Source organism: Idiomarina sp. X4 (assembly GCF_002808045.1).
GTDB lineage: Bacteria > Pseudomonadota > Gammaproteobacteria > Enterobacterales > Alteromonadaceae > Idiomarina.
This window is the reverse complement of sequence record NZ_CP025000.1, coordinates 929,224-945,911: the sequence shown is the minus strand read 5'-3', so window position 1 is coordinate 945,911 and position 16,688 is coordinate 929,224. Positions and strand designations below refer to the sequence as shown.

The 16,688-nt window shown below is 48.1% G+C and carries 18 protein-coding genes; 11 read left to right on the top strand and 7 right to left on the bottom strand.

Annotated features, from left to right (window positions below; all coding sequences use genetic code 11):
• Nucleotides 1-42 precede the first annotated feature (42 nt).
• Together CWC33_RS04585 and CWC33_RS04580 are read left to right on the top strand one after the other, a co-directional pair.
• Nucleotides 43-288 (top strand): accessory factor UbiK family protein, encoded by a 246-nt coding sequence (locus CWC33_RS04585; RefSeq protein ID WP_011233471.1) that lies wholly within the window; start codon nucleotides 43-45, stop codon nucleotides 286-288.
• 9 nt (nucleotides 289-297) lie between these two features.
• Nucleotides 298-1,038 carry a ferredoxin--NADP reductase gene (locus tag CWC33_RS04580; RefSeq protein ID WP_100690964.1) on the top strand — a complete coding sequence of 247 codons (741 nt, stop codon included), beginning with the start codon at nucleotides 298-300 and terminating at the stop codon, nucleotides 1,036-1,038.
• Nucleotides 1,039-1,045: 7 nt separating this feature from the next.
• On the opposite strand, the gene CWC33_RS04575 is transcribed toward CWC33_RS04580, so the two are convergent.
• From CWC33_RS04575 to CWC33_RS04550, 4 genes are all read right to left on the bottom strand, one after another.
• Complete coding sequence (locus CWC33_RS04575) at nucleotides 1,046-1,777, bottom strand: DsbA family protein (RefSeq protein WP_100690963.1); 732 nt, start codon at nucleotides 1,775-1,777, stop codon at nucleotides 1,046-1,048.
• Nucleotides 1,778-1,807: 30 nt separating this feature from the next.
• On the bottom strand, nucleotides 1,808-2,338 hold the full coding sequence (locus CWC33_RS04570) for a protein disulfide oxidoreductase (protein WP_232709843.1): 531 nt from the start codon (nucleotides 2,336-2,338) through the stop codon (nucleotides 1,808-1,810).
• Entirely contained in the window at nucleotides 2,325-4,406 is a 2,082-nt protein-coding gene (locus tag CWC33_RS04565; protein WP_100690961.1) for a protein-disulfide reductase DsbD family protein, read from the bottom strand. The genes CWC33_RS04570 and CWC33_RS04565 overlap by 14 nt, the downstream gene beginning before the upstream one ends.
• Before the next feature lie 862 nt (nucleotides 4,407-5,268).
• Entirely contained in the window at nucleotides 5,269-6,102 is an 834-nt protein-coding gene (locus CWC33_RS04550) for a hypothetical protein (RefSeq protein ID WP_100690958.1), read from the bottom strand.
• A gap of 215 nt (nucleotides 6,103-6,317) precedes the next feature.
• Between CWC33_RS04550 and CWC33_RS04545 the strand changes: the two genes are divergently transcribed.
• Nucleotides 6,318-7,874 (top strand): YifB family Mg chelatase-like AAA ATPase, encoded by a 1,557-nt coding sequence (locus CWC33_RS04545; RefSeq protein WP_100690957.1) that lies wholly within the window; start codon nucleotides 6,318-6,320, stop codon nucleotides 7,872-7,874.
• Nucleotides 7,875-7,888: 14 nt separating this feature from the next.
• On the opposite strand, the gene ltaE is transcribed toward CWC33_RS04545, so the two are convergent.
• Nucleotides 7,889-8,911: a low-specificity L-threonine aldolase gene (gene ltaE / locus CWC33_RS04540; protein WP_100692271.1), complete on the bottom strand. Its 1,023-nt coding sequence runs from the start codon at nucleotides 8,909-8,911 to the stop codon at nucleotides 7,889-7,891.
• A 128-nt stretch (nucleotides 8,912-9,039) separates the two neighbouring features.
• Here ltaE and CWC33_RS04535 point away from each other — a divergent pair, with 128 nt between their 5' ends.
• The 5 genes from CWC33_RS04535 to CWC33_RS04515 all read left to right on the top strand — a co-directional run bounded on the left by CWC33_RS04535 (nucleotide 9,040) and on the right by CWC33_RS04515 (nucleotide 12,732).
• Nucleotides 9,040-10,005: a PLP-dependent cysteine synthase family protein gene (locus CWC33_RS04535; protein WP_100690956.1), complete on the top strand. Its 966-nt coding sequence runs from the start codon at nucleotides 9,040-9,042 to the stop codon at nucleotides 10,003-10,005.
• A gap of 29 nt (nucleotides 10,006-10,034) precedes the next feature.
• On the top strand, nucleotides 10,035-11,207 hold the full coding sequence (locus CWC33_RS04530) for a cystathionine gamma-synthase (RefSeq protein WP_100690955.1): 1,173 nt from the start codon (nucleotides 10,035-10,037) through the stop codon (nucleotides 11,205-11,207).
• A gap of 199 nt (nucleotides 11,208-11,406) precedes the next feature.
• A complete protein-coding gene (locus CWC33_RS04525; protein WP_100690954.1) occupies nucleotides 11,407-11,637 on the top strand; it encodes a hypothetical protein in 231 nt (76 codons plus the stop codon).
• Nucleotides 11,638-11,658: 21 nt separating this feature from the next.
• Nucleotides 11,659-12,090 (top strand): VOC family protein, encoded by a 432-nt coding sequence (locus tag CWC33_RS04520; protein WP_100690953.1) that lies wholly within the window; start codon nucleotides 11,659-11,661, stop codon nucleotides 12,088-12,090.
• Between the two features lie 33 nt (nucleotides 12,091-12,123).
• Nucleotides 12,124-12,732, top strand: a complete 609-nt coding sequence (locus tag CWC33_RS04515) for a YjaG family protein (protein WP_100690952.1) — start codon at nucleotides 12,124-12,126, stop codon at nucleotides 12,730-12,732.
• Here CWC33_RS04515 and CWC33_RS04510 read toward each other — a convergent pair.
• Nucleotides 12,698-12,982, bottom strand: a complete 285-nt coding sequence (locus CWC33_RS04510; RefSeq protein WP_100690951.1) for a DUF1145 domain-containing protein — start codon at nucleotides 12,980-12,982, stop codon at nucleotides 12,698-12,700. The two genes, CWC33_RS04515 and CWC33_RS04510, sit on opposite strands and share 35 nt — an antisense overlap.
• On the bottom strand, nucleotides 12,979-13,575 hold the full coding sequence (gene rsmD / locus CWC33_RS04505; RefSeq protein WP_232709842.1) for a 16S rRNA (guanine(966)-N(2))-methyltransferase RsmD: 597 nt from the start codon (nucleotides 13,573-13,575) through the stop codon (nucleotides 12,979-12,981). Before rsmD ends, CWC33_RS04510 begins: the two co-directional genes overlap by 4 nt.
• A 101-nt stretch (nucleotides 13,576-13,676) precedes the next feature.
• On the opposite strand from rsmD, the gene ftsY reads away from it, so the two are divergent.
• The 3 genes from ftsY to ftsX are packed head-to-tail and all read left to right on the top strand — an operon-like array spanning nucleotide 13,677 to nucleotide 16,610.
• Nucleotides 13,677-14,945, top strand: coding sequence for a signal recognition particle-docking protein FtsY (ftsY, locus tag CWC33_RS04500; RefSeq protein ID WP_100690949.1), 1,269 nt, complete (start codon nucleotides 13,677-13,679; stop codon nucleotides 14,943-14,945).
• 1 nt (nucleotide 14,946) lies between these two features.
• Nucleotides 14,947-15,624: a cell division ATP-binding protein FtsE gene (gene ftsE / locus CWC33_RS04495; protein ID WP_088769157.1), complete on the top strand. Its 678-nt coding sequence runs from the start codon at nucleotides 14,947-14,949 to the stop codon at nucleotides 15,622-15,624.
• A complete protein-coding gene (ftsX, locus tag CWC33_RS04490) occupies nucleotides 15,621-16,610 on the top strand; it encodes a permease-like cell division protein FtsX (protein WP_100690948.1) in 990 nt (329 codons plus the stop codon). Before ftsE ends, ftsX begins: the two co-directional genes overlap by 4 nt.
• Nucleotides 16,611-16,688: the final 78 nt, after the last annotated feature.

Sequence of the window (16,688 nt, the reverse complement as noted above, 5' to 3'; positions counted from 1 at the left end):
TAAGCTAAACGAATAAGCAACGATTTACACAAAGAGAGACTTATGGACAACAAAACAATAGAGAATATTGCTCGCCAAATTAACGACAGCATGCCAGCCGGCGTTAAAGAACTGGCAGGAAATATGGAACAGCGGGTCAAACAAACCCTGCAGTCACAGCTGTCTAAGCTCGACTTAGTCACCCGCGAAGAGCTAGACGTGCAGCAGCAAATGCTGTTACGCCTGCGCGAGCGCGTTGAACTATTAGAAAAAGAACTGGAAGCGACCAAGAACCAAAACAAGGACTAAGTTAGTCGTATGATCCAATGGATTAGTGGAAAAGTTGTCGAGAATTACCGTTGGAGTTCTGGCGTTTTCAGTTTGAGAGTTGTGGCCGAGCCGTTTGATTTCAAAGCCGGGCAGTTTGTTCGTTTAGGCCTGAATGTGGCTGGCGAACAGCTATTGCGTGCATACTCCTTAGCCAGCGCGCCGGGCGAAGCCATACTGGATTTTGTCATAGCCGAAGTCGAAGACGGTGAGGTCAGCACCAAGCTCGCTAGGCTGCAGCCGGGAGACAGCGTGGACATTACCCAGCCTGCTGGCGGTTTTTTCACACTGGACGAAGTACCCGATGGCGACAGCTTGTGGATGCTTTCCACCGGCACTGGCATTGGTCCGTTCATTTCCATGCTGAAAACCGAAAAGCCTTGGGAACGATTCAAACGTATTAATCTCGTGCATGGCGTTCGTGTTGCAGAAGACCTGGTTTATCAGGGGCAAATAGAGCAGTGGCAACAAGAGTACCCCGGGCAGTTGGGCTATCAGCCGGTGATTACCCGTGAAAATATTCCCGGGGCTCTATCTGCACGTATTCCTGAACTGATCAGCTCCGGGCAGCTAAGCGAAGCACTTGAAACGCCTTTAGATACCAGCGCGCAAGTGATGCTTTGTGGTAATCCTGACATGATAAAAGAGTCACGCGCTGCGTTGGCGGAGCTGGGGCTTGCCAAAAATACCCGGCGTAAACCGGGTAACGTGACGTCCGAAAATTACTGGTAACGAGCGGTTAATCTAAGTCAAACTGCGTTTCGGCTATTTCTTCCAGCGTGTCATAAGGGATGTAACCCGGTGTTACCTGCTGACCAATAATAAGGGTCGGTGTGCCGCGAAAGCCTAAGTCGCGAAATGCCGACATATTTTTGCGAATAATCGCCTCGCTTTCGCCGGATGGTGATAAAAAGACCTCTGTATCCGTGACTTGCGCTACACTTTGCAGTGAGTCAGCGGTATGCATGCCCGACTTTTTCATCATTAGGTTATGAGCTTCAAAGAACGCCTTCGGGTCATTGCGCCACAGGTTCAGTCCATAGAGTGCTGAGTTGGTTTTGAGCCCATCAACCTGCTGTTGGCGTAAAGGCACAAAAATGTTCACGATCTGAATAGACGGGTATTCCTCAACCAGCTTATGCAGGCCGGGCTCTAACTTTTTGCAAAACGGACAGTTGTAGTCGGTAAACACAATGATTTTATGCGGCGAATCTTTGTCACCTAAAATTGGATGTGCAGCAGACTGATACAGCCACTCCTGATGGTTAGCAAAGGCGTTTTTCTGGTCACTTTGCTGTTCTAAAAAGCGCTGTAAGCCTCGGTGAATGTTTGGAATAAGCTCCGGATTGTCACGCAATAACTGTTCGACTTTTTCCAAATCTTCTTCTTGTTGAGGGTTTAAATCTTGCGCAAATACGTTGCTGCTAAAGATAAAAGCAACGATGAAAAATGTTTTATAGATAAAATTCATACAACTTTCCTACTTAAAAAATTAGTTACTTCAAAAAAACTGGTGAAACCAAAGGCGAATAAACAAACCGGGAGGCGTTGTGACCCCCGTTGTCGCCGAAACAATGTCACCGTTTTTAATAATGATGATGGTTGGCGTGGCAGATACCTGCCAGCCATTTGAGACGCGGTTGAGGTTGTCGTTAACAATAGGAAACTCATACCCTTTAGCCTGCGCATAGCGCGTCAGCTTGTCATTGTCGCCAGAGCGTAATGCCACGCTGATTGTCGGGTAGTGGTTGCCAACGTAATCAACCGTAGGCGATACCGCCGGACAGACCGGGCACCAGGTCGCCCAGAAATACAAAACGACCGGGCCGTCCTTACTCATTTCGCGTAAGTTATATTGTTCGCCGTTTATGTCTGTTAATGACGAAAGCTCGGCCGGAACAGATTCCGGCACGTCACTATTGCGAAAGGCATCGACCACGAACGCCACTGCCGAGAACAGCACAATATAAAGCGCTGCGGTTCGTAGCCGTTTTGCCCATGAGGTTCTGGCTTTGCTCTTACTCACGGGCATCCTCCAGCGCGTCCATGACTTTGTCTTTACTGAGCACTACGGGCAGGCTTATGCCGTCCGGAGCGCCGGGTCCATAAACTTTGTTAAAGGGCACACCAAAGGTGTTGTTGGCTTTCAGGTATTGGGTAATGCTCTCGTTGGCTTTGGTCCAGTCGCCACGTAGGCGGGTGACATGCTCCTGACCCAAGGCAGTGAATACCGGGTCTTGCAGTAATACGCCCACTTTATTGGCCTGGCAGGTGATACACCAGTCCGCGGTCACATCGACAAATACGGTTTTTCCATTGGCGACGGCTTCATTAACACGCTCTTGCGTTAACGGTTGCCATTGGTGATCCTGCGGCAGTTTGTTGACCCATCGTTCAGCGGTAAGAATTAACGTGATACCGACAACGGCAGCTAATACTAAAAAGCCACCAATAGATAAAAACAGCACCTTGCGGCCATGCACTTTACCGATAATAATCAATGTCAGAATCGACAAACCGACCGTTAGCGCCAGGAATAACTCGTTGCTGATAAAGTTTTTCAGCAAGGTTGTCAGCCAGACAGAGGTTGCCAGCATCATAATGGCGAAAATGGGTTTCACCCATTGCATCCAGCGACCGGGTTTGGGCAGTAACTTGGCGGTTTTCGGGAACACGGCTATAAGTAACCAGGGCAGCGCCATACCAACTCCAAGAGCGGCAAAAATCAGCAGAATAACCGATGACTCAGCAGCTAATGCAAAGGCCACCGCGGTCCCCAAGAAAGGTGCTGTACAAGGTGTTGCCAGTAAGGTGGCCAGCATGCCTTGCAGGAAGTGCCCTTTGTAGCTGTTATCGCCGGTAGCTGCAGCACTGGTGCTTAAAGAGGGCGGCAATTTAAACTCAAAGGCGCCCATTAAGTTCAGTGCGAATACCCAGGTAGTAGCTACTAATGCAGCAATGAAGTAAGGGTTCTGAAATTGAATACCCCAGCCGACAGAACTACCCGACCAGCGAAGCACCATAAGCCCTAAAGCAATGACCAGAAACGAGCTGATAATGCCCAGTGACGAGGCGAAAAAATGCTGACGCACCACGCGGGGTTGTTGTGCTCCTGAAAGCATCAGGCTTTGAACTTTCAGGCCTAATACCGGCAACACACAGGGCATAATGTTCAAAATAAGCCCACCCGCTAACGCCATAAGTAAAATGGCCCACAGCGGCGGTGTGTTATTAGCAATGGTGCCTGCGGTTAGCTGGACCTTATATTCGGCGGCGAAATTCTCGTCACTGACCGTCGCGGTAAGTTCTGAATCGCTCAAGTCCGGCAACTCAAGCCAGTGACTGACCTCAATATCTGCCGTTAGCGTATTTCCTTCCACCTGAATATCCGGTGATGAAAACTCTGCATCAGCCAGAGCGTCGTCGTTGCTGTGCATAAACAGTTGAGGATCTTGCCAGCCGTTGTCACGCTCTATGGTCAGTTGAACGCGCTGGTTGGCGTCGGACCAAATAGCCTGCTTCACATTATTGCTGTCGTATTCTCTGGGCACTTTGCCCATGGCCTGATTAAAGGCAAAGGCACGATCACTGTCGACGGTCAGGGTGTCCAGGTTAACTTGCAAGTCAATTGGGTAGTCCGTTAACACACAAACGGTGGTACAGGACGACATAGTCAGCGTACCGCTAATGTGCGCCTGCCTGGCATCCGGGCTCAGTTGTATCATTAACGGAAAGATCAACGCCCCCTGATACCCAACGGTATCAATACCCTGAATGCTGTAGCGTGACGGAACTGGCCAGTGCCATTCAATATGGTCAATGTTATCTGACTGAGACCAGTCAAAGGTTGGCGGTATGCCACCTTCACCCGGTGAGCGCCAGTAGGTTTTCCAGTCCCCGTCCAGCTCAACATGCAGCAGGGCAGGTAGTAGATTCCGCTCAGCCTCATAGTGGCCGGTAAGTTCTAGCTTCACCGATACCGGCGGATGGTCTTCATGACTGAGCCAGCCAGTAGACGGTGTTTCCGCTAAGCTTTGTGCGCTATAAAGCAGCAGCGTAGCAATAAGCGATACGAGCCATAACGGTAAAATTTTATTCATACATTACTCCTGAAGTTAGTATTCCAACGATGAAAATCGGTTGGAAGTCTTACTCCAGAAAGCAACAAAATACGGCGTGGGGTCGCCTTTTACAGGAAAAGAAAAATAGCGGGGGCGCTAATTGCTTGTTAACAGCGGCCTTCAGCGCCAAAGTTAGAAGTACAAAGAAAGACAGTGCCGCGTAAGTTATGTCGGACTGGAACTGCTGCAATAAATGCGCTGTTTTGTCGCAATCGGCTTTGACGCTTTCGTGTTTTGCATCTAAATCCGTATGGCTTCCTGCGAGCTGCTCAGCCGCTGGCGCGCTCTGATGCTTAGGGCAGCCTTCCAGCCAACCAAAGTTTTGCCCCCAACACAGCATAAAAACCAGTAATAGCAGTGGTGCTATATACCGACCTTTTCGACACTGTTGGTTCAGTTGGTGGAACATGGTTTTTGGTGATCCTTTGATTCTCTAATGTTCTATGTGACGATTATGAGCTTCTTTTACTGATGGAGCCAATAGTAAAAATGCTGCATACCCAAGCCATGAAGTAAATAAAACGAGCAGAGCCCACCCTAACTTCATCTCACCTCTGACTTTCTTTGAGAATAAGGTTAAAAGAAAAGGGAGAAAAACCAAACTAAACAGCACAGCTAGAATTAAAAGCTGCCAGACACTTATACCCATTCGTTCAGTCCTTTTAGAGGCTATTTTGTCAAATTGCCGTGTCACAATAAAACCGATGTTTCAACACATCATCTAAAGCACGGCATGATAGATATGTAAATCAATCGCCTAGTTTGCGGAGACTTTTCAAATTAGTAGCCTATGCTCTGCAACTTCCGTTAACTGCTTTGTGATGAAAAGAATGAAACCTGATTATTCGTCATCGTCTGGTTTTTCATCACAGTCTGCACAAGGTCTTATTCTAACAACACCCGTTCTCCTGGAAATATGCAGTTGAAACTTGCTGATAAAAGAGTTGATAGTATCTGCGTGTGATAGCTCAGTCACACGAACGGATAAGTCTTCTAATTTTGACTTATCAAGAGGAACGGTATTTAAGTCTTTATCTACCACTTCTACTATATGGATTAAAACCTCATGAGGGTTTGAATTCATAGTTAACTCAATTAGCACGTAGCCACCATTCTCAAAGTTAACTCGATAACGATTTAATATATTTGTATTTACAAGGTCGAATGCTTGGGCTAGCTCGGATACTGACGTGACTGCACTTGTTAAGGAGCTGTTTAAGGTATTTCGCAAGTATTGTTGTGTTACGTTCTTACAATATGCACAATTTGTAAACTCCCAAGCATTTTTTATTACATTAGTTGGTATCGTCGTGGCGGCGGCATTACTTTTTAGAACTTGCAATGAAGCTTTTAGTGAAGATAGTCCGTTATTAACAGCTAGTGGCACTGCAGTTTCTGAAATTGACACAATATAGCGAGTTGGTTTTGAAGGGCTGTTCATAGCCTGTTTACTGACCATAAACGATTTCGCTCGAGTATTCGTCAAATCAATGACAGTGACTTGAAACTGCTGTCCAGACTCAAATGGCTCTATATTCTGTGTTCCCCATTGAGTAACCTTTGTTTCATACCCAGAAGTAACACAGTCATTGCACTCTAAATACTCTTGTTGGGCGGCATGAGCAAAACTACTTTGTAAGAATAAAAAAAGTAGCCCTGCGTATACAATTCGCATAGATAATTACCAACTAATTGTTAATTAAATGTAGGCTAGCACGCATATTTTACTTGGTCAATGCGCCCATGTGACTGGAGGTTTCTCCTTAATGTGAAGAGGAGCGTGACTGATTTAATATCGGAAATATCGTTCACTGATTAATGAGTTTAACTTACAGACCGAAACCTACTTTCAATATATAGTTATGCCGTTGTTCAGTCACGGAGAGACAGATGGCATTAGCGCGAGTTTATACCCGGGCCTTGATAGGCATTCATGCACCGGAAATTCGGGTTGAGGTTGATCTGGCAAGGGGAATGCCAGGATTTACTATGGTGGGTATGCCGGCTACCACGGTTAAGGAAGCGCGAGATCGGGTCAAAACTGCCTTAATGAACGCGGGCTTTGAATATCCGCCGGCAACACGTATTACGGTGAATTTAGCACCGGCCGATATACCCAAAACCGGTGCTCGGTATGACCTAGCCATAGCGGTGGGTATATTGGCTGCATCAGGGCAAATACCCGACACGATTTTAGAGCAGGCGGAATTTTACGGGGAATTGGCCTTAACCGGTGAACTGCGTGCTGTGAACGGACTCATTCCAGCACTGTTAGCCTGTCGTGAGAAAAAGCGTCAGGCGTTTGTGCCAATTGCTAATCAGCAGGAAGCGGGATTAGTTCGTGAGCAAAAAAGTTGGTTAGCTGCTGACTTGGTCAGTGTGTACGAGCATTTACATGAACATCAGGTGCTTCGAGAATCCAAGCCAATAGACTGGGGGCAGCAGGACTCGGTTAGTGCGGGTGATTTAGCTGATGTGGTCGGGCAAGAGCAGGCAAAACGCGCTTTGTTATTATCCGCTGCGGGCAAGCATCATTTATTGTTCGTTGGGCCGCCGGGTACGGGTAAAACTATGCTGGCGCAACGCTTGAGTGGGCTATTGCCATCATTGACTGAGAAGGAGGCGATGGAAATAGCCGCGGTGAAATCGGTGTGTTTTGACTATCATGGTACGGAGGCATTGACGCAGCGTGAAGTTAGATCGCCTCATCATACATGCACTGCGGCGGCTCTAGTTGGAGGTGGTAGCGGATCTGGATCAGGTCATTCAATACGTCCGGGAGAAATATCATTAGGAAATAATGGCTTAGTATTCCTAGATGAGCTTCCCGAGTTTAGTCGGCACGTGTTGGACTGTCTGCGCGAGCCACTTGAAAGTGGTGAGGTTACTATTAGCCGAGCGGGGCATAGCGTCAAGTTTCCAGCCAACTTCCAGCTTGTTTGTGCATTGAACCCTTCTCCCTGTGGTCAGTTCGACGGCTCGTTAGCCAATTGCCGCTCGACACCCGACCAAATTCTTAAGTACTTGAATAAGCTGTCGGGTCCACTTTTGGACCGTATCGACATTCAGGTCATGGTGCCGCGAGAGACGGAATCCATGCGTTTGAATGGTGACGTTAAGCGCAGTAACCAAATGACGACAGTTCAAGCAAAAGCCTTAGTCGAGAAAGCCCGGCAGCGCCAATTAAAACGACAGGGTTGTTTAAACAGTGAGCTCAAATCTAAAGCTTTGAAGCAGGCGTGCTCTTTGTCTGAACAAAGCGAAACTTTTTTAGCCAAGGCTGCTGAAAAAATGAAACTGTCACACCGGGCCTATCACCGAACCCTTCGCCTAGCCCGAACCATCGCCGACTTAGCGGAAAGCGACACTATAGAACAGCAGCATTTAGCCGAAGCCCTCAATTACCGAGCTCTCGACAGACTCATAGACCAAGTACAGAGTTTGTAGCGCCGTAGGAGCCCTCAGCGTCCGTCGTTCAGCCACTGTTTAAACAATTCAATGAAGCGCTCCAACTGTTTACGGCTAACATCTAAGTGGCAGACAAGGCGGAGTTTCTGGCCGCCGGGCAGCTTTATGTCATGTTGCGCCATAAGCTCTCGTAAGCCGTCTGCATTCATCGACTCAGACAAATCAACAAAGGTCATGTTTGTACCGGAATAGCGAACTTTAGCCTCGGTGTTTGCCAGCAACTCAGAAAGCTGCTCGAACAGCCACTCTGCATTGTCATGGTCGTCCTGAATGCGCTCAAACTGATGCGTTAATGCGTAATCAATAGCCACAGCAACAAACCCTGCCTGGCGCATACCGCCGCCGACCATTTTGCGCCAACGACGGGCACGCGCAATCAGCTCTTCTGAACCGGCCAGCAACGAACCGACAGGAGCGCCTAACCCTTTTGAGCAACACAGAGACACACTGTCGAAAGATGCAGCAAGTTCAGTCATACTGCGACCGCTGGCAATAGCGGCGTTGGGTAAACGCGCCCCGTCTAAATGCATCGACAAACCGTTATGGTCCGCCAAAATTCGAGCTTTATCGAAGTAAGCCTGATCAATGAGCTGACCGGCGTGGGTGTTTTCAAATGCCAGCAAGCGTGTAATAGGAAAGTGCGGGTCGTCTGGTTTTATGCGCTGCTTAATGGTCTCCAACGACAATGTACCATCAACCTCGACCTCAATGGTTTGTGGTACCACACTGCCTAACACCGCTGCACCGCCAGCTTCATAACGATAAGTGTGATATTCCTGACCAACTATGTATTCTTCGCCATTTCGGCAATGACTCATGATACCCAGCAAGTTGCTTTGCGTACCAGAACTGCACAGCAGGGCATCTTCTTTACCCAGTAATTCGGCAACACGCTTTTCCAGCGCATTAATGGAAGGGTCTTCGCCATAAACATCATCGCCAACATTTGCGCCGGCTATAGTGGCACGCATAGCGGCGCTTGGAAGGGTAACGGTATCACTGCGTAAGTCCAGCATAACAGCCTCATCTGGGTATTGGTTATAACAACTATCATCCGGTTCTAAGCTCATGGTTGTTTAGCGAGCTCAGTCAAGGGATAATGCCCCATTATTGAACCAAACACACGACAACAAAGCGACCCAATATGAAAGTTTTTAATACTGTACTGGAAATGGTCGGCAATACGCCAATGGTGAAAGTAACCAATATGGACACCGGCCCGTGCGAGCTGTATTTGAAATTAGAGCTGCAGAATCCGGGCGGCTCTATTAAAGACCGTATTGCTGTGGAAATGATTGAGCAAGCGGAAAAACAAGGCAAGTTAAAGCCGGGCGATACCATTATTGAAGCAACCGCAGGTAACACTGGGTTAGGCTTAGCGCTAGTTGCGTCAAGCAAAGGTTATCCGCTGAAAATTGTTATGCCGGATAAAATGAGTCAGGAAAAAGTAAATAACTTACGGGCGATGGGTGCCGAAGTTGTACAGACTCGTTCCGACGTGCAAAAAGGTCACCCTGAATATTATCAGGACATGGCAGCGCGCATGGCGGAAGAAAACGGTTACTACTATGTGAACCAGTTTGAGAACCCGGCAAACGTCGATGCGCATTACAAAACCACCGGACCTGAAATTTGGCAGCAAATGGATGGCAAGTTAGATGCCTTTGTCTGTGGTGTTGGTTCGGGTGGTACGTTGACAGGCATTGGTCGTTATTTGCGTGAGCAGAACAGTGACGTCGATCTGGTACTGGCTGATCCGGAAGGCTCTATTCTGGAGCCACTGGTGAACCGCAACGAAGAAGTGGAAGCAGGCAGCTGGCTGGCAGAAGGTATCGGTGAGGACTTTGTGCCGAAAATTTGTGACATCAAATTGGCGAATTCCGCATTTGCTATATCGGACAAAGAAGGTCTGACAACGGCTCGTAAATTACTGGAAAAAGAAGGCGTTATGGTGGGCTCTTCAAGTGGCTACTTAATTGCTGCAGCGCTGCGCTATTGCCAACAACAAACCGAACCAAAGCGCGTTGTGACTTTAGCTTGTGATACGGGTAACCGTTACTTGTCGAAGCTGTTCAACGACGACTGGATGCGTTCTCAGAACCTGCTGTAATGCTTGTTGTAGATTAAGGAACTTGAATCATGGCAAATGAAAAAACAATGAAATTCGCGACGCGCGCCATTCACGGTGGGCAGTCTCCTGAGCCGGTAACAGGCGCGGTTATGCCGCCAATTTTCACCAGCTCAACTTACGCGCAGGAAAGCCCGGGTCAGCACAAAGGTTTTGAATATTCGCGTTCACACAACCCAACGCGTTTTGCCTGGGAGCGTTCCGTTGCCTCACTAGAAGGTGGTAAGCAGGGTCTGGCTTTCGCGTCAGGCATGGCGGCAACGTCAACTATTTTAGAGCTGCTGGACAGTGGCGACCATGTTGTTGCAATGGATGACCTATACGGCGGTAGCTTCCGCTTATTTGATAAAGTCCGTGGACGCTCTGCTGGTCTGAAATTCTCTTATGTCGACTTAGCAGACTTAAGTGAAGTCGAAGCCAGCATACAGGACAACACCCGCATGATCTGGGTGGAAACACCAAGCAACCCGATGCTGAAACTGGTCGACATTGAAGCGATTGTGAAGCTGGCGAAGAAAAAGAACCCGGATATTATTGTGGTGGTGGATAACACCTTTGCTACGCCGTTTAACCAGCGTCCGCTGGAAATGGGCGCAGATATGGTCATGCACTCGGCCACCAAATACCTTAACGGGCATTCTGATATGGTTGGTGGTATCGCAGTGGTTGGTGACAATGACGACTTAGTTGAACGCATGCTGTTTTTGCAAAACTCAGTAGGCGCGGTTGCTGGTCCGTTTGACTCTTACCTAGCGTTGCGCGGCGTGAAAACGCTGGCTTTGCGTATGCGTCACCACAACGAAGCGGCAATGGAATTAGCTAAGTGGCTTGAACAGCACCCGAAAGTAGAAAAAGTCATTTACCCGGGGCTTGAAAGCCACCCTCAGCACCAGTTGGCTAAAAAGCAAATGCAGGGCTTTGGCGGCATGATTTCTATTTTGCTGAAAGGTGATTTAGAAGCAGCACGCAAATTCCTGGAGTCGGTAGAAGTGTTCGCATTAGCGGAAAGCTTAGGCGGTGTCGAATCGTTAATTGAGCACCCGGCTATTATGACGCATGCGTCAGTACCGAAAGAAAACCGCGAGAAGTTAGGCATTCTGGATAACTTCGTACGTGTATCGGTGGGTATTGAAGATCTGGATGATCTGAAAGCCGATTTAGACAAGGCGCTAAACGCATTTTAATCGCCATAAACGATTAAAAATATAATTCCCAATAAATAAAACCGGCTACTGAGCCGGTTTTTTGCTTTTAATTCAACAATTTATACAAAATTTTACACTTTCGTCATAATTCAGTAGAGTTATCTCAGCCGAAAAAATGTCGGCAATAAAAAGAAAAAAACGCAAAAAGCGTTACACACATAACGAGAAGGAAAGACTTATGCTATTGAGCCTAATGGTACTCCAGGGACTCGTAGCCGCATTGTTGTTTTACGTATTAGTGGGCCAACACCAGAAGAAGCCTTTGTGGAATTTACTAGCCGTGCTTACTGCCGGTTTCATTCCACCATTAAATTGGGCGCTACTGGTATTGTCGATTGGTGTCAGAATGTGGCGCCGATCTCCCGATACTGACGCGGAAAAGCTTAGCGCGGCAAAACTCAGTCACTAACCGGTAAGGCAAGTTAGCAGTATGTCAGACACCACCAACGTACGACCTTTTCATTTAGCCATTCCTGTTAGTTCGTTGGACAATGCCCGAGCGTTTTACGGTGATGTACTTGGGCTTTCTCAGGGTCGCAGCAGCGACGACTGGATAGACTGGAACTTCTTCGGTCACCAATTTGTCACTCACGTAGCACCCGACGTTGCAGGCTTAAAAAACCACAGCGGCGTTGACGGTCATTCTGTTCCCGTTCCTCACTTTGGCGTGGTACTATTGCGCGACGACTGGGAAGCATTGGCAGAGCGCGTTAAAGCGGCGGGTATCGAATTCGTTATCGAGCCTTACATTCGCTTTAAAGGCAAACCTGGCGAGCAGGGTACGATGTTCTTCTACGATTACTGCGGTAATGCGTTGGAATTCAAAACCTTTAACGACGACAGCCAAATCTTCGCAACCTAAACGCTTCAGCGACCGCATTTTCGGAGTTTCAACGTGAGTCAACTTAATACGTTTCAACGTATTCGCGAGCTGCCTCGCGAACAGCAAATTGTTCTGGCGCTTTACTTGTGCGAGCGCATGGTGCCTAACTACGACTTTTTCCACCACCTTACTGGTTTTGGTGACAGCAAATCGCTGCACGGCTCTCTCAATGCGTGCTGGGACTGGGTGGTGAATCCTAAAAAAACCAAAGTGAATTTTGCCCGTTGGCAGGAAAAGGTCGACGAACAAACACCGAGCGAGCACGGACATGACATGTTGGGCGTATACCCCGCTATGGATGCTTGCACGGCAATAAGTACATTACTACAGGGCTTGCTGGACGATAACTCCGCCAATTTACTGGACGTTGCAAAAATATCGCAAGCCAGCGTGGCGAAATTTATTGAGTTAAATGACGCTGAGGACGTGGGCACTGAAAACTTAAAAGAGCACGTCGATAACCATGAGCTGATGGAGTATGAAATTGCCATTCAGCAGGCCATGCTCAACTTTCTTGAGCAACAGCCTGTGGTAAACGGCGCGTTAGTGAAGCAGCTGAAAATGATGCTCAGCGACGAGGGTGTGTCTAACCTTGGTCTTGCTTTGGACGCTGAAGAATAGACAACCAGGCGAAAATACCAAACGCGAGAATTTGCCAACTGTCGCCTTTTTTCCACGGTAAATGCTGCTTCATGGTGGCAACGAATACGCCCAGAAGCAGCAGGTGCATAATGACCAAAACCGTCAACAAGACACTTAAAAGCCCTATCGACTGACTACTCAACTCACCGGTTGCACCACCTAAAATCGCAAATAGGCCCAGCCAGATAAGTGCAAACACGATTTTTCCGGCAATAATAATAACGTTCATTTGATATCCTTTGTCAGTAAACGAAAACACACTTGGCCGTGTGCCTTCTCTTTTAAAAGCTGCCAACCTTGGGGGAGCTTAAGTTCGTATTCCTTTTCAGTTTCCAAATACACCTGGCTGTCCGGCGCCAACCATGAATGCTCATCGAGCAAAGCTATAGCTGACGTAGCGAGCCCCTGACGAAATGGGGGATCAATAAACACAATGTCATAGCGGCTGCCAGTTGGCGTCTTTAACCAGCTGAGTGCACTAGCGGTAACAACCTCCATACCGGAAGCTTTTAACAGTGATACATTGTCATTCAGTTGTTTGCTGACTTTATTCTCAGACTCAACAAGCGTGACCTTGGTTGCACCACGCGAGCTTGCTTCAAAGCCTAAACTGCCGCTGCCCGCAAATAAATCCAGCACGTTGGCATCGACAATGTCCCACTGTAGCCAGTTAAATAGAGTTTCACGCACTCGGTCAGTTGTAGGACGTAACCCGGGGCTGTCGGCTATCGGCAAGCGCCTGCCGCGCCATTGTCCACCGATGATGCGGTAGTCGCCGGTTGCTGGAATGGGTCGGGTCTTTCCCGCACGTTTTCTGGCCACAATGAGTTCCTTTATTCAGACCGTCGTCAGTTTATAAACAGCATGGTAAACTAAAGCCATAAGTTTAACGATTCCTGCGTGTCAGTTCCAAGGAAACCTATATGTCGATGTTTTCGCTGTTTAAAAAGAAGCGTGATAAAAAAGAGTCTGAAGTCGAAAAGCCAGAAGAAGAAACGGTTGTTGAGGATCAGCCTGATGGTGAACGGCAGGCCGAGCCGGAAGCGTGCGAGAAGGAACCAGCAAAAGAGCCCGAAAAAGCGCCTGAAGAGTTACCAAGCGCCGCAGAGGATTGCGCACAAGTGACGGCTGAGTCTCATGCTCAACAACCCGTGCCAGAAGAATCGGCAACAGAAGAGCCGAAGAAAGCCGAGACTCCGAAAGCAGAGCCCGTCGAAACAAAAACTCAGGAAAAAGGTCAAAAGAAAGGTTTTTGGGCTCGCTTAACGCAAGGGCTGCGTAAAACATCCGGCTCTATTGGCTCTGGTCTTATCGGCGTATTCCGCGGTAAGAAAATTGATGATGATCTGTTCGAAGAGCTCGAAACCCAGTTGCTTATGGCTGACTTAGGCGTCGCAACCACAACGAAAATTATCGACAACCTGACACAGCAAGCGGACCGTAAGCAACTAAAAGACGCTGAAGCACTTTACGAGTTGTTGCAAGAACAGCTAGCGGACATTTTAAAACCCGTCGACAAACCATTAGAAATTCCTAAATCTGACTCGCCATACGTCATTCTCATGACGGGTGTAAACGGCGTGGGTAAAACCACTACTATTGGTAAGTTAGCAAAACAATTCAAAGCCGAAGGTAAGTCCGTCATGCTGGCTGCCGGCGATACGTTCAGAGCTGCTGCGGTAGAACAATTGCAAGTCTGGGGCGAGCGCAATGACATACCGGTGATTGCTCAGCATACCGGTGCTGACAGTGCCTCCGTTTTATATGACGCTTTAGAAGCCGCGAAAGCACGTGGCACGGACGTCCTTATTGCCGATACGGCAGGCCGTTTGCAGAATAAAGCGAACTTAATGGAAGAGTTGAAAAAGTTAGTTCGAGTCATGAAAAAGCTTGATCCGGACGCGCCACACGAAGTAATGCTGACGCTAGACGCTGGCACGGGACAAAATGCTATTAGCCAGGCTAAGTTATTTACTGAAGCAGTGGGCGTTTCGGGCATTGTTATGACAAAGCTGGATGGTACCGCCAAAGGTGGTGTTATATTTGCGGTTGCAGACCAGTTTGCCATTCCAATTCGCTATATTGGTGTTGGCGAAAGCCTGGAAGATTTGCGCCCCTTTGTAGCGAAGGACTTTATTGCGGCGCTATTTGACCGTAATGTAGAGGCATCAGAAACCACAACGGCGAATTAATATGATCCGCTTTGAGCAAGTCAGTAAAACCTACAGGGGAGGTCATCAGGCGTTAAGCCATGTTGATTTCCACGTAAAACCGGGTGAAATGGCGTTCTTAACCGGTCACTCCGGGGCGGGGAAAAGTACCTTGCTGAAGCTCATTAGTTTGATGGAGCGCCCGACTGCGGGACGCGTGCTGATTAACGGCCATGACCTAAGAAACATTAAGCCGTCACAAGTGCCTTATGTGCGCCGCGACATAGGCATGATTTTTCAGGATCACCGGTTGCTCATGGACAAAACGGTGTTCGATAATGTGGCTTTACCGCTCATTATTGAAGGCTATAGCGTCCAGGAAGCGCGCAAACGAGTGCAGGCGGCCTTGGATAAAGTTGGTCTGGGGGACAAGGTTAAGCATTACCCGCAAATGCTGTCTGGCGGTGAACAACAGCGAGTGGGAATTGCCCGCGCCATTGTCACGAAACCCCCCTTACTACTTGCCGATGAGCCTACCGGTAACCTTGACCCTAAGTTGTCGATGGAAATTATCCGTCTGTTTGAGGAATTTAATAAGGTTGGCGTGGCCGTGCTTATTGCCACACACGATCTGGGACTCATTGCGCGACTACGTTATAGAACGCTGACGTTGAAAGATGGCCGTATGATCAACGACGGTTTGGAGGATAACGAGCTATGAGTTTGTTGTTCCGTAATCGAAGCGTCGAAAAGGGAGCCAGTAGTCGCGGGCGTTTACCCTGGTGGCGGCGTGCCATTATGGTGCCGGTGCATCATATTCAGCAAGCGGTAGCCAGCCTCGGCGAGCTATGGCGCAACCCGTTCGCATCATTAATGACCATGGCCGTGCTGGGCTTAAGTTTAACATTGCCGTCGTCGTTGTATGTACTAGTGAAAAATACCAGCAGTATTACAGATAGCTGGCAGCAGGCGTCGGAAATTACACTTTTTTTGAAAAAGGACCTGCAAACTTCAGAAATTGAAACGTTCAAAACTCAGACTGGCTTGTCGGATAAAGTCGAGTCTGTGCGCTGGGTGCCCAAGGATGAAGGACTGCAACAGTTTAAGGAACAGTCGGGGTTTGGCGAAACGCTTGATTATTTGACGAAAAACCCGTTACCCGATGTTCTCGTGGTGATACCTGCAGAGAATTATCGCACGGTAGAGCAGGCGGAAGCGCTGTTGCTTGAGTTCCAGAATAAGCGTGAAGTGGCGCATGCCAAGCTGGATATTGAATGGTTAAACCGTTTGCAGGCAATACTGGACTTAATTGAAGACACCTTAGGTGCATTAGCGTTAGTGTTGTGTTTGTCGGTGGTGTTGATTGTCGGTAATACCATTCGCCTTAATATACTCTCGAAACGCGATGAAATTGTCATTATGAAATTGGTGGGTGCGACGAATGCCTTCATTCAACGCCCATTTTTGTATACAGGTGCCTGGTACGGGTTTATTGGTGGAATTTTCGCCTGGCTAGTGACCATTTTATTGATCTGGTGGATTGAAAGTGCCGTATTAAATGTCACAAATTTATACGACAGTCAGTTTCAGTTAGATGGTCTGACATTTGGTGAATTAATCGCTATCTGGGTTATCGCAATTGGCCTTGGGCTGGCAGGCTCGTACCTTGCTGTAAGACGTCACATACAAAGCATCGAACCTGAATAAATTAGAGTTGCGAAAGCCATAGTCTTAGTTATACTAATTCTTCTGATCGCCAATGATCTCAACGGAACTTTTAGGGCG